This is a genomic window from Aeromonas sp. R6-1 (genome assembly GCF_040908165.1).
In the GTDB taxonomy this organism is placed as follows: Bacteria; Pseudomonadota; Gammaproteobacteria; order Enterobacterales; family Aeromonadaceae; genus Aeromonas; species Aeromonas caviae.
Genome location: NZ_JBFODF010000002.1, coordinates 61,105 through 74,331 on the forward strand (window position 1 = coordinate 61,105; position 13,227 = coordinate 74,331).

At 64.4% G+C, this 13,227-nt stretch carries 12 protein-coding genes; 2 read left to right on the forward strand and 10 right to left on the reverse strand.

What is annotated here, in order from left to right; genetic code table 11:
* Positions 1-27: 27 nt before the first annotated feature.
* The 9 genes from secF to hinT form a co-directional block, all read right to left on the reverse strand.
* Positions 28-942, reverse strand: a complete 915-nt coding sequence (gene secF, locus AB5Y68_RS00275; RefSeq protein WP_029314368.1) for a protein translocase subunit SecF — start codon at positions 940-942, stop codon at positions 28-30.
* 109 nt (positions 943-1,051) lie between these two features.
* Positions 1,052-2,854 carry a protein translocase subunit SecD gene (secD, locus tag AB5Y68_RS00280; RefSeq protein ID WP_029314367.1) on the reverse strand — a complete coding sequence of 601 codons (1,803 nt, stop codon included), beginning with the start codon at positions 2,852-2,854 and terminating at the stop codon, positions 1,052-1,054.
* Positions 2,855-3,002: 148 nt separating this feature from the next.
* Positions 3,003-3,470: a hypothetical protein gene (locus AB5Y68_RS00285; RefSeq protein ID WP_039038969.1), complete on the reverse strand. Its 468-nt coding sequence runs from the start codon at positions 3,468-3,470 to the stop codon at positions 3,003-3,005.
* Positions 3,471-3,576: 106 nt separating this feature from the next.
* The gene (locus AB5Y68_RS00290; RefSeq protein WP_039038970.1) at positions 3,577-4,437 is read right to left on the reverse strand and encodes a DUF6279 family lipoprotein; all 861 of its coding nucleotides are present in this window, start codon (positions 4,435-4,437) and stop codon (positions 3,577-3,579) included.
* Positions 4,438-4,488: 51 nt separating this feature from the next.
* Complete coding sequence (locus AB5Y68_RS00295) at positions 4,489-5,352, reverse strand: phosphotransferase (protein WP_039038971.1); 864 nt, start codon at positions 5,350-5,352, stop codon at positions 4,489-4,491.
* Positions 5,342-5,938 carry a penicillin-binding protein activator LpoB gene (gene lpoB, locus AB5Y68_RS00300; protein ID WP_010674346.1) on the reverse strand — a complete coding sequence of 199 codons (597 nt, stop codon included), beginning with the start codon at positions 5,936-5,938 and terminating at the stop codon, positions 5,342-5,344. Before lpoB ends, AB5Y68_RS00295 begins: the two co-directional genes overlap by 11 nt.
* On the reverse strand, positions 5,938-6,336 hold the full coding sequence (locus tag AB5Y68_RS00305) for a YcfL family protein (protein WP_039038972.1): 399 nt from the start codon (positions 6,334-6,336) through the stop codon (positions 5,938-5,940). The genes lpoB and AB5Y68_RS00305 overlap by 1 nt, the downstream gene beginning before the upstream one ends.
* 68 nt (positions 6,337-6,404) lie before the next feature.
* Positions 6,405-7,826, reverse strand: a complete 1,422-nt coding sequence (locus tag AB5Y68_RS00310; protein ID WP_039038973.1) for a COG3014 family protein — start codon at positions 7,824-7,826, stop codon at positions 6,405-6,407.
* A complete protein-coding gene (hinT, locus tag AB5Y68_RS00315) occupies positions 7,826-8,176 on the reverse strand; it encodes a purine nucleoside phosphoramidase (protein WP_010674343.1) in 351 nt (116 codons plus the stop codon). The genes AB5Y68_RS00310 and hinT overlap by 1 nt, the downstream gene beginning before the upstream one ends.
* Positions 8,177-8,432: 256 nt before the next feature.
* Between hinT and AB5Y68_RS00320 the strand changes: the two genes are divergently transcribed.
* Complete coding sequence (locus tag AB5Y68_RS00320; protein ID WP_039038974.1) at positions 8,433-10,445, forward strand: methyl-accepting chemotaxis protein; 2,013 nt, start codon at positions 8,433-8,435, stop codon at positions 10,443-10,445.
* A 67-nt stretch (positions 10,446-10,512) separates the two neighbouring features.
* Here the strand turns inward: AB5Y68_RS00320 and AB5Y68_RS00325 are convergent, their stop codons facing one another.
* Entirely contained in the window at positions 10,513-11,397 is an 885-nt protein-coding gene (locus tag AB5Y68_RS00325; RefSeq protein WP_039038975.1) for a 6-carboxytetrahydropterin synthase, read from the reverse strand.
* Positions 11,398-11,476: 79 nt separating this feature from the next.
* On the opposite strand from AB5Y68_RS00325, the gene AB5Y68_RS00330 reads away from it, so the two are divergent.
* Positions 11,477-12,820, forward strand: coding sequence for a dihydroorotase (locus AB5Y68_RS00330; protein WP_039038976.1), 1,344 nt, complete (start codon positions 11,477-11,479; stop codon positions 12,818-12,820).
* Positions 12,821-13,227: the final 407 nt, after the last annotated feature.

Sequence of the window (13,227 nt, forward strand, 5' to 3'; positions counted from 1 at the left end):
TGTGCCCCGTGACGGGGCGCTCGCCGGTCACGCCGCCTCGGCCAGCTCCTCCTCTTTTTTCTGGTAGGCCTGGGGGGAGAGCCCCAGCAGCTCCTGCACGGTGGAGGCCACCGTGATGGAGGAGAGCGTCCCCACCAGGATGCCCGCGAACAGGGTGAAGGAGAAGCCGTAGAGGGCGTCGCCGCCGAACAGGAGCAGGGCCCCCACGGTGAAGAGGGTGGTGCCCGAGGTGATCATGGTGCGGCTGAAGGTGGCCTTGATGGCCACGTCCGAGCACTCGTGGATCCCCATACGGGTACGCGACCCCAGCAAGTCCCGCAACCGGTCCGAAATGACGATGCTGTCGTTGAGGGAGTAGCCTATCACCGCCATCAGGCCCGCGATGACGTTGAGGTCGAACTCGATGTCAAAGAGCGCGAGCAGCCCGATGGCCACCAGACCGTCGTGCAGCACCGACACCAGGATACCGATGGCCTGGCGCCACTCGAAGCGCACCGCCAGGTAGGCGGAGATGGCGAGCGAGGCCACCAGCACCGCCAGCATCCCCTGCTGGAACAGCTCCGCGCCCACCTGGGGCCCGACGATGGTGGTGCGCAAGAGCTCCACCGGCAGGGCGAGTTGCTGCCCCAGCATGGTCGCCAGATCCTCCGCCGCCCAGGGCAGCGCGTGGGGGGGCAGCTTGATGAGCCACTCGCCGGGCACACCGGCGCCGTGCAGCTCCACCACCCCCGCCAGGGGCGCCGTCAGCAGAGCGTTGAGCTCATGGGCCTCCTTCAGGGTCTGGATGCGAAACTCCAGCAGGATCCCGCCGGTGAAATCGAGCCCGAGGGCGAGCCCTTTTGTCGCAAGGACGGCCACGCAGGCCAGGGTCAGCAGCACGGAGGCCCACAGCCCGATATAGCGCCAGCGGGTCAGCCCCATGGCCAGGATCATTCTCAGCATTGTTCTTCCCTCGACGTCAGGTGGTACAGGCTTCCCGGCAGGAAGCGGTCGGTGCGCAGGTCATGCAGACTCACGGGCGCGGCGCCATGGTGATGAAGTCGGTTCATGGTCATACCCTCAGCAGCTTGGCGCGGCTGTTGCCCCACAGGGGGTTGATGATGGCGCGGGTGCCCCAGATGCCGGTCACCATGCTGGAGATGAGCCCCAGGATCAGGGTGATGGAGAAGCCCTGCAGCGGCCCGGAACCGATGGCATAGAGCACCACGGCGCAGATGAGGGTGGTGATGTTGGCATCGAAGATGGTGCGAAACGCCGAGCGATAACCAAAGTCGATGGCGTTGGCCAACGAACCCCCTTCCCGCAGCCGGTCCTTGATCCGCTCAAAAATCAGCACATGGGTATCCACCGCCATGCCGACGGTGAGCACCAGACCGGCGATCCCCGGCAGGGTCAGCACGGCGCCAGGCAATACCGCCAGCATGCCCACCTGCATCAGCAGGTTGGCCACCAGCGCCGTGATGGCGACCCAGCCGAACTTGCGATACCAGGCCATCATGAACAGCATCATGCCCGCCATGCCGAACGCCAGGGCGGTGAAGCCCGCCTCGATGTTCTGCAGACCCAGGGTCGGGCCTATGCTGCGCTCCTCCAGGATCTTCAGCGGCGCGGTGAGGGCCCCGGCCCGCAGCAGCATAGCGAGCTCCTGGGCCTCGGGCAGGCTGCCGATCCCGGTGATGCGGAACTGGTTGCCAAGGGCGGTCTGGATGGTGGCGACGTTGATCACCTCGCTTCGGGCGCGCAGCTTGCCTTCGGCGTTGGTCTTGTACTCGGTGAAGACGGTGGCCATGGGCTTGCCCACGTGCTGGCGGCTGAACTGGTTCATCTTGCTCCCCCCCAGGGTGTCAAGCACGATGTTGACCTGGGGCTGCCCCATCTCCCCCATGTTGGCGCGGGCATCGACGATGTGCTCGCCGCTCAGCACCGGCTGGCGGGCCAGCCCCACCGCCTGGCCGCTGCGATCCGCCATGAAGAAGCGGCTGTCGGCCTTGGCTTCATAGAAGGCCAGGGACGCGGTGGCGCCGATCACCTCTTTCGCCTGCTTGGGGTTGTGCACCCCCGGCAGCTCGATGCGGATGCCGTCCTGCCCCTGACGCACCACCGAGGCCTCGACGATGCCGAGCTCGTTGATCCGCTTTTTCAGGATCGACAGGTTCTGGGTCACGGCGTTGTTCACCAGCAAGGTGCGCTCGGCGTCGCTCAGCACCAGGGTCAGTGCATTGCCGGAACGGCTCAGTGTCCACTGATCCTGGCGGGTACCGGCACTCTCCTTGATGATGGAGAGCCAGGCCTCCTGCCCCGCCACGTCGGGCAGGGTGACGGCCACGCTCCCCTGGGCGGTGCGCATCACGCTGGCACCGCGCAGGTTGGCCTCGCGAAAACGGGTGCGCAGGGTATCCACCAGGTTCTTGGTCTGGTTGTCGATGACGAAATCCACGTCCACCCCGATCAGCAGCTGGGAGCCACCGCGCAGGTCCAGCCCGAGCTTGATGGGGTCGGCGCCGAGCCGGCTGATCCAGGCCGGGGCGTTGGAGTAGAACTCCAGGGTCAGGGCGGCGCTGTCCAGCCCCTGCTGCTCCAGCAACTGCTTGGCCAGTTGCTGCTCCCCCTGGCTGGCGAACACCAGCGCCATCCGGCCACCCTGGGCGATCTGCTTGAGGGGGTCGATGTGGTTCTCGGCCAGCAGGGTGCGCTGCGCGTCGCTCAGGCGCGACTGGCCGTGCAGACCGAGGGAGGGCTGCTCACCGAAGAAGGTGGGCAGGGAATAGAACGCGAACGTGACCAGCATCAGCAGCAACAGGGCGTACTGCCACAGGCTCATGCGGTTCAACACGGTATGACTCTTTTTTCTCATGAAATCGGCCTCTGTCAGGCGATGGCAAGGGGCGACACCGGGGTCGCACCGTGCAAAAAAATGAAACAAGACAGCCTAGCCGTTCACTAAAAGTGAACAGCAACAGAGAGAAGATGAGGCAACAGGTGGCAAGCTGACCCCATCGGGATCAGGCGAGGAAGCTCTGGGCGAAGCGGTACTGCAGATGCCGGCGCTGCAGGCGGCGCCTGTGAATGCCGGCGAAGTGATCGCGAAAGCTCGTCCCCGGGTAGAAGAGGGCGGCATAGAACAGCAGGCCGCACAGCAGCAGCAAGATGGCCTGCTGGGACCAGCTCCTCACCAGCTCGTAGACCACGCTGCCGGGCTGATGATCGCGGCTCAGGGAGTGCTCGAGGCGCAGCAGGTGATTCTGGTGGGAGCCGACGAACTTGACGATGCCATCGTCACTGCCGCTGACGCCGTGGGCCGCCGGGCTTGCGTCGGCAGGCGCCGCCCCCTCCGCCAGCGAGTGGGCCTGCTGGGCCGAGGGCTGGAACGCGGGTACCTTGACCCCCTCCACCGAGAGGGTAGAGAACAACAGTGCGAGGGTGATGAGCAGGGTCATCGCCGCCAGTTTCACGTTGTCGGTCAGGTTCAAAAGTTAATTCCCACACAATAGAAAGGGCAAGCTACCACAGCCTGCCCCACAAGAACAAGGGCGGCAGGCCCGGGGCCCGCCGCCCTTGTGTTGTCTCACCGCGTCCTCAGCGGCTGCGGGTCATGCCCTCGAAGTCCTCGGCATAGTCCTTGAGCAGGGTGTAGAGGTGGGCCCGCTGGGAGAGATCCATGGAGTGGCTGAGATCGCTCAGCCACTGGATGGTACGCTGGCGGGACTGGTCCGTGTAGCCGGTGAAGCGGCCATCCATCAGGCCGTCCCCCTGCTGGAGCAAGCGAGTCAGCTCCTGGCCGAAATCCGGACTCTGGCGCTGTTTCATCAGCCGATCCAGCTCCTTGGTCCAGGCCTCCTGAAAGTCGAGCCAGGGGGCCATCATCTCGTATTGCCACTCGGCCCACTGCGTGATGAGGGGCTCCTGGGCCGGCTTCACCTTGCCAATCCAGAACACCAGGCGCTCGTTCATCTTCTCCCGAAAGCCCTTGATCATCTCGGCCTTCGACTGGGTGGCAAAATCGTGCTGGCGCTCCTGCTGGCGCGTCACCCGATCGGCCATGAAGCGAGCCACCTGCTCGTCGGTCAGGGTCTTGGCAAGGCGCACCGTGCGGGGAATGGCGTTCTCCAGAGTACGGGTCAGGCTCGCCTGGGTTCTGTCCAGATGCAGGGTCACCTGGGCCGGGCTCATGGGGCTGGCCACCGCCTTGGCCAGGGCGTCGAGATCCCGGGCATAGATGGGCAGCTCATGCTGCCGGTGCCAGGCCATCAGCCCCTTCACCTCCTGGTCCAGCAGCTTCTTCTGGCTGCGGTCCAGGGAGAAGTAGTCGTCCAGTTGCCAGACGATGGCCGAGTCGAGCCAGTAGTAGATCACCCGGGTGGCGCAACCCGTCAGCAGCAGGCAGAGCAGCAGCAGGCTCCAGCTACGCGGTTGACGCCATGAGAATGTGGTCACCATGCATGCCTCCCATTCATTGAATACACGCGTCGCGCGGGCCGTTGCCTGGCATCACTCCAGGCGCTGGCGGTTGATATCGATCAGGGCCTGATACTCGGGCCCGGGTTGCTGTTCGGCCATCAGCAGCGCCCACAGCAGGCCGATGTAATCGACCCAGGGCAGGAAGGCGTCGGCCTGGAATCCCCGGGGCCCCAGCCCCGTCGGTGCCCCGTCCATGGCTTCAAGATAGCAGCTCTCCAACTGGCACCGCTGCTCTTCGCTCCAGCCGTGGGTGCGCTGAATGCTGGCGACCTCGAACCCTGGATGGCCGGCGGCGCCGTACTCCCAGTCGATGACCCAGGGCCGCGACCCCAACAAGTTAGCCGGATTGAGATCGTGATGGCAAGGGAGCCAGCAGTCGTCCGGCTCCCGGCTCGCGAGCAGGGCCCGCTCCAGCGCGGGCAGCCAGGGAGGGATATGGGCCAGACGCTGCCGATAACCGCCGCTGTGGGCCCGCACCGCCATCACCACGGTCGGCACCGGCAGGCGGTGCAGCCGCACCAGCACATCCGCCATCAGGCGGGGTTGCGCGGCGAGAGGCGGCGCCTGCTCGGCCCAGTTGGGTTCGTCGCACCACGCCAACAGCATCAGGCCGGTGGCGGGATCGCCGTGATGACAGGGCAACGCCAGCCCCTGCCCCACCGCCTCCCGGTAGAGCTGCCACTCGGTGGCCCGGTCGATGCCAAGGCGCACCGGATCCGGATGACCGCGGCGCAGGAAGGCCTGCTCGCCAGTGGGGAGGCAGAGCCGGTAGTTGCCGTTGGTCAGGCCCTGGCCCAGCGGCTCAAGGCGCCCCTGATCCCAGGGCGCCGGCAGGCTGGCGAGGAGCGCCAGCTCCGCCAGATCCCCCTGCCCCCGCGGGTCCTCACCAGCCAAAGGTGGACTTCTTGGCCTGTTTGCGGATCTCTTTCTGATCGGCCCACAGCAGTTCGCCGTTCTCCACATCCATCAGGTTCATGGTCATCTGGTAGTAGACGTCCTTCACCTTGCCGTTGTCCTTGACGATGCTGGCGAGGTTGCCATAGACCATGTAGCGGGCACCGGTCTGCTTGCCGAGCCGCACCATGGTGGCGGGATCCACCATGCCGCTGCCCTGCTGGTATTCGAGCTGCTGCTTGACCGCCGCCACCTTGCTCATGTCCACGAAGCGGAACTTGCCCGAGCGCAGCAGCTTGGTGCGGATGGTGTCGGTGATGGCCTCGGTGTCGATGTGCTCCGAGGTCTTGTTGCGGATGGAGTCCATGAACATCACGGGGCGGCCCCCGGCGGTGATCTCGCTGGTGGCCGGGGACGCCAGCATGGAATCCGCCATCTTGTCGGCGATGGCCTGCAAGTCGGAGGAGCCGTAATCGACGGTCACCGTCTCGGTCTCGGTGGGATCGCCATAGCTGACGGTGGTGCTGGAGCAGCCGCCCAGCAGCAGGGCGCCGGTCAGGATCAGCAGGGCATGATTCATTTTCATCAGTAGGATTCCTCCATCACTTCGCGAACGTAAATCCGGTAACCCCGTGCAGCCGGGCTCGGCGCCAGGGCGGACAGGGTGCGGGTCTGGTAGCCATGCAGCTTGAGGGGAGTCCAGCCGCGGCCATCGCTGGCCACCTCCTGCCCCGCGTCGTCATACCAGTAGAAGAGATATTGCAGCCTGTTGTCACCACGCTGGGTGCTGGCCGCCGCCACGTTGACCTGCAACAGGCCGTTCTGCTGGCGCCGGCTGAGTTCGGTCAGGGTGACGTTGACGTTTTGATGCTGCTCGGCCACCGCCGCCGCACCGGCCGCGCCATAGAGCGCCACGCCGGAAGTATTGGTGGCACAGCCCGTCAGCAGCAGAACTAGGCCCAGGGCCAACCCTTGTGCTTTCATCTTGTTCTCCTTGCCGGTGGCCGTCGGCCTGACCGGTCATTCATCTGAGTTGCCATATCCGGTTCCCCCTAGAGGGGCATCACCCGGGTCATGAGCCCGCTCCCCAGGCGCTGTACCCACACCAGGGTGGTGCGCCCGGCGTGGACGCTGAGTGGCAGGGTACGCATGGCGCTGCCCGCCCCCAGGGTCAGGGTGACGTTCCCGGCCGGGACCATCCCCTGCCAGCTCGAGGCCTTGGCGGGCAGCGTCAGCCAGCTGCGGGTATCCGCCCGCTCCGAGAGGGTGTTGAAGATCCCCACCAGGATGTTGCCCACATCCCCTCCTTCCTTGGCGGCAGTGCGCCGTACCTGCTCCTTGGCCACCAGCCGCAGGGCCTGCCGGGTCAGCATGCCAGGCAGCCGCTCCTGCAGATCCTTGGCCGCCAGCGCCTCCAGCCTCACCAGCTCGCTGGTCTGCGCCACCCCCTTGCCCACCGACAGGGTGAGCGGGGCGCCGTCGCTGGCCCGATTGTCGTAATAGGGCACCGCCACGGTAAAGGTACGAAAATCGCCGCTGGAGGTGGAGATGGGCAGCGGCAGGAAGAGCTCCCGGCGCGCCGGGATCAGGCCATCTTCAAACAGCACCACCAGCTGGCCCTGATCCTTGGCCAAGGGCGGCGCCTTGCGGCCCACCCGTTGCTCGGTCTCCATGAGCTCCTCGGGAGAGCCGCGAAGCCGGGCCAGGCGCAGCAGGGCATCCTGCAGGCTCTGGTTGTCCGGCGCTATCTGGTAGCCGCGCTGGTAATCGACCCAGGCATCGTTGAGATCCCCGGCCGCCTCGTAGAGCACGCCGGAGAAATAGAAGGTGTAGGCGTTCTGGAAACCGTTTTTCACCTGGCCTATCAGGCGATCGAGCTCGGGGGCGCCGCGCGACATCAGCTGGCGCATCTCCCCGGCTTCGTCCTCCTGCGCCCCCTCCTGCGCGGCCTTGCGCACCTCGTCGGCCCGCCGTTTAAGGGCCTGCTCCTGCACCTGGTTGGCACGGCGCACCTCTACCAGGGCGCCATCGGCATCCCCGCGCTGCAAGTAGTTGAGCGCCAGATAGTGGTGCAGCATGGTGCGCTCGTAATCGGGCGCCTGGTAAGCCAGGGTCTGATCGTTGGTGAGCAGGCTGCCCGCCTGGGCCAGTCCCTGGCTCAGGCGGTACTCGGCCTGATTGTCTTCCCACGCAAGCCGGCTGTCGGCGGCGGCAAAGGCCTGCTTGCTGGGGCCGTCCTGGCCCGCCAGCCAGGCGATGCGCCCCTTCTCCAGCTGGTCGAGCACGAAGGTGTCGTCCCCCGGGGTCGATTCGCGCACCTCGGGCAGGGCCTCGGCGGCATGGCCCAGCAGCAGCTGGTTGCGCAGGGGTACCATCTGATCCGAGTAGGAGACGAACATGTCTTTCCACTGGGAGGCACAGCCCCCCAGCAGCAGACCGGCCAACAGCAGGCCGGTCGACGGGACGAGGCGCATCACAGGCTCAGCAGGGGTCCCAGGGGCTCGCCACCGACCAGGTGCAGGTGGATGTGATAGACCTCCTGCCCGCCGTGGCGGTTGCAGTTCATGATGAGGCGGTAGCCGTCCTCGGCGATGCCCGCGTCGCTGGCGAGCTTGCGGGCCACGGTGAACATCCGGCCCAGCGCCAGCTCGTGATCCGGCTCCACGTCGTTGACGGTGGGGATGAGCACGTTGGGAATGATCAGGATATGGGTCTTGGCCTTGGGCTGGATGTCGCGAAACGCGGTCACCAGATCGTCTTGATAAAGGATGTCGGCGGGGATCTCCTTGCGGATGATTTTGCTGAAAATGGTTTCTTGCGCCATGGGTAACTCCTTTATAGGAAAAAGAAAATTCAATACAAAGCTCAAGCGGCTCCCAAACAGGCCGCCGCAACGCGCCAAGTGTGACACAAGCCGACATTTGGCACAGCCGTTGTCCCAATCGCTTCAGTTATTGTGAAGAATACCGATAGCGAGGAGACGTCCCGCGAACCACAACGGCATCCCCTTCGGGGCATGCAGGGTATCAAAGGGACGGGGTACTCAGGCAAGGGACTTTTGCACAGACAGCGGGACAATAATGAAACAAACAATGTCAGACCTCTCGATCCTACAGAGAGTCTATCTGGGCTTTGCCATCCTGGTCGCCGTCATGGTCGCCAGTGCGGTACTGACCTTTCGCGGCCAGAGCGAACTCAGCGGCGCCCTGGATCAGGTGACCCAGGAGTCCATGCCGCTGGTACTCGCCAGCAGCCAGACCCAGATAAGCCTGCTCAGCGCCAACAAATGGCTCACCGACGTGCTGACCGAGCAGGATCTCAAGCAACTGCCGGCGGAAGTGGCCGAGTTGCAACAGGCCAAGGGCCAGGTCGACAAGATGGTCGCCAGCCTCAAGCAGCAGGTGGCGGTTCATCCCCAGTTGCAGGCGGACATGACTGCCCTCGTCAAGCTGGTGGATGACTACCTGCAACTGACCCAGACCCTGCCCGGCGAACACGAGGCCCTGCTCACCCGGCTGCACAAGGTCAATCAGGCCAAGGGCCAGTTCCAGGTCAGCCTGCCCCAGTTCAAGAAGAACCTGGGGGACATGATGGTCACCATCGACGACAGCTTCATCAAGATGCTCTCCGAGACCCTGACCACCAAGCTCTCCGCCATCGAGCTCTCCACCATGGATGCCCTCAACCAGAGCATCCCCGCCCCCATCGAGGCGGCGCTCAAGCGCAACAAGATGCAGATCGAGGGCTTCAACAGCACCATCAAGGATCTCCAGGGAGAGCTCAAGGACTTCGACAACAACATGGGCCACTACGTCCATGGCTTCGTGCGCGACACCACGGGTAATGACGGCGTGCTCTCCCAATACCTGGCCCTGATGAAGCAACAGCAGGCCATGCGCGAGCAGAGCAAGCAGGCGAGCCAGCTCATCCTCAACATCCAGAACAAGCTGGAGGGGATCACCGCCCAGAGCCAGCAGCTGATGAACGCCAGCATCCAGGCCTCCGATCGGGTGCAGACCCAGAGTACCCTGACCCAGGGGATCAGCATCGCCATCGCCATCTTCGTCGCCATCCTGGTGGCCTTCACCCTGGGCAAGGCCATCCGCCGCCCCCTGAAAGAGCTGCTGCGGGTGCTGACCGAGGTGACCCAGGGTGACATGACCCAGCGGGTCGGCTTCAAGAGCCAGAACGAATTCGGCCAGCTCGCCAGCCAGATCAACCTGCTGATCCACCAGATGGGGGATGTGCTCAAGCAGCTCTCCCAGGCGTCGACCCAGCTCAACAGCGCCGCCCACGACAACCGCCACACCACCGAATCGGTGCGGGCGGATCTGGAGAAACAGCGTCAGGAGACCGCCTCGGTCGCCGCCGCCATGACCCAGATGGAGGCCTCGGTGCGGGAGGTGGCCCAGGCCGCCAACCAGACCCTGGAGCGGGTGCAGGATGTGGAGAAGGCCTCCGAGATGGGGCGCAAGGTGATGGCAGGCAACATCACCACCACCCACCAGCTCGCGGGCAAGCTGCAGCAGACCGGCAAGGTGATTGGCGACGTGAGCGCCATGAGCGGCCAGATTGGCAACATCCTCGACGTCATCCGCGGCATCGCCGAGCAGACCAACCTGCTGGCCCTCAACGCCGCCATCGAGGCGGCCCGCGCCGGCGAGCAGGGACGCGGGTTTGCGGTGGTGGCCGACGAGGTGCGCAACCTGGCCGGTCGCACCGCCCAGTCCACCAGCGAAATCCAGACCATGATCGAGAACCTGCAGCAAGGCGTCGCCCGGGCGGTCAACGTGATGCAGGAGTGCTCCCGCGAGATGGACAGTTGCGTGGATCAGAGCTCCCAGGCCAACAACGCCATGGAAGAGGTGCAGGGCATCGTGGTGCTCATCAGCGACATGTCGAGCCAGATAGCCTCCGCCGCCGAGCAGCAGCAGGCCACCAGCGCCGACATCGCCACCAACCTCAACCGCATCTCCGACATCTCGGATCTCAACTATCAGGGCATAGAGCGGGTCGCCGAGACCAGCCAGCAGCTCGACTCCCTTGCCGAGCAGCAGGAGGGGCTGGTCCAGCGCTTCCGCCTCAGTGCCTGATGGCCACGACCCGATACGACAAGGCCCCGCATTGGCGGGGCCTTTTCATGGCAGCGAAGAACCTGGATCAGGCGTAGGCGATGGCGCCCTTGCCGACCCCTTCATAGGCGACAATCTTGACGAACTTGTCCCCTACCTGCTTCTTCACCTCGCGGGCGATGTAGTGGGCCAGCAGCTCGATGGTGGTGTCGGTGTCGATCATCTCCACCTCCGCCGCCGGCATGGCGAGCTGGAACAGCCCCTGGGGCGCCACGTACTTGAAGCCGACGTAGTGTGCGTTCCCTTCTTTCAGTGACGCCTCGGCCCGCTCGCTCAGGGCGAGTTCGCCAAGGGCCACCCTGTCCTCTTCGGTGCCCAGGTAGATGTCGGCCCAGCGCTCGGCCCAGTTGAACTCCAGCTCCTCGTCACGCTCCCCGTCCACCAGGATCTCGACGGGAGAGCGGTGGCCGTGGGCGATGCGCTGGCAGTTGCCGTCGTGCTTCTTGAGGCCGTGGCTGTAGTGGTAGAAGGCGCCCTCGATGCGCTCCTGGCGCAACGTCAGGGAGAGATCCTTGATGTTGCCGGGCAGGCGCTTGGCCAGTACCCCCAGCAGATAGCGGGTCACCGACTCTTTATCCACCTGGGGGGCGGGAATGAAGGCAAAACCCTGGGTCGGGCAGCGCAGGTGGATGGCGCGACCCGGGCGCAGCAGATCCACGGTGCTCTCGTCGTTGTCCAGCGCGTGGACATGGACCAGGGGACATTCCGTCGGCACCAGCAGCTTGTGATCCACCTCTTCATCGATGATCGACTTGATGAGCTTCTTCACCCGACCGAAGTCCAGCAACATGCTCATCTCGTTGAGCTCGCCACTCATCTCGATGTCCACCAGCCAGCTCTCGCCCACCATGCCGCGGCGCTCGCATAAATAGCTGGAATCGATCACAGTCAAATCTCTAACAAATAACTTCATTACTCAGGCCTTGCTACAGAGAAAGTGCAGTTTGCGATATTATGACCCCGGATTATCGGCAAAGGAACTGGAACCCCCCATGAACAAATTGCTTATCAAGAATGCCACCCTGGTCAACGAAGGCCGCATCTATGCCTCCGACGTCCTGATCGAGGGTGAGCGGATCGCCCGCGTCGCCCCGGACATCAGTGCCCCCGATGCCGTGGTGATCGATGCAACGGGCCGTCATCTCATCCCCGGGATGATCGATGATCAGGTCCACTTCCGGGAGCCCGGTCTGACCCACAAGGGAACCATCGCCAGTGAATCCCGGGCCGCCGTGGCCGGTGGCACCACCAGCTTCATGGAAATGCCCAACGTCAATCCCCAGACCACCACCATCGACGCCCTCGAAGCCAAATACCAGATCGCCGCCAACTCCGCCGCCGCCAACTACAGCTTCTACCTGGGTGCCACCAACGACAACCTGGAAGAGATCAAGAAACTCGATCCCAAGCAGTCCTGCGGCATCAAGATCTTCATGGGGGCCTCCACCGGCAACATGCTGGTGGACAACCAGGAGACCCTGGCAGCCATCTTCCGCGAGAGCCCGGTGATGATCGTCACCCACTGCGAGGACACCCCGTCCATCAAGGTGCTGGAAGACGAAGCTCGCGCCAAGTGGGGCGAAGACGTGCCCATGCGCGAGCACGGCCGCATCCGCAGCGCGGACGCCTGCTACAAATCCTCCAGCATGGCGGTCTCCCTGGCCAAGCAGTACGGCGCCAAGCTGCACGTGCTGCACCTGACCACGGCGAAAGAGCTCTCACTCTTTACCGCCACCCCGGATCTGAAGGATCTCAAGGACAAGAACATCACCGCCGAAGTGTGCGTCCACCACCTCTTCTTCAACGAGGCGGACTACGACACCCTGGGCAGCCAGATCAAGTGCAACCCGGCGGTGAAGAGCGCTGCCGACCAGCACGCCCTGCTGGATGCGGTGCGCAACGACGTGCTCGACATCATCGCCACCGACCACGCCCCCCACACCTGGGAAGAGAAGCAGAACAGCTACTTCAAGGCGCCGTCCGGCGTGCCCCTGGTGCAGCACTCCCTGCAGGCGCTGCTGGAGCTCTACCACAACGGGGTCTTCAGCCTGGAAACCATCGTCAAGAAGACCTCCCACGCGGTGGCCGAGCGCTTCCAGGTGCAGGATCGCGGCTACATCCGGGAAGGCTACTTCGCCGACCTGGTGCTGCTGGATCTCGGCAAGCCCTACGTGGTCACCGACAGCAACCTGCTCTACCTGTGCGGCTGGTCCCCGTTCAACGGCTACCGCTTCCAGAGCACCATCGAGATGACCCTGGTGAACGGCCAGATTGCCTGGCAGAACGGCCAAGTCACCGACAAGGTATTGGGCAAGCGACTCACCTTCAACCGCTGATCTGGATGATGACCGCTTCCAGCGCGCCCTGCTTGAGATGACCCTGGTGAACGGCCAGGTTGCCTGGCAGAACGGCCAAGTCACCGACAAGGTATTGGGCAAGCGCTTGACCTTCAACCGCTGATCTCGGCTTGAGAGCATCACGCCAAACGGCCGCCCATCAGGGCGGCCGTTTTTCCTGCAAGACAGCGGTGAAGTGCCGACAAAATGCACCGCTGGTCGCACTTTGATCCGAAGTTGCTCGCAAAGCAGGCAAACGATCTCGAACCTGAATTTCCCCTGTTGACAGGGTCGGGGCATCTCCATAAACTCCCTCCCCGTCAGCCGAGCTGACTCCGTCGGTGTGTAGCGCAGCCAGGTAGCGCATCTGCATGGGGTGTAGAGGGTCGGAGGTTCGAATCCTCTCA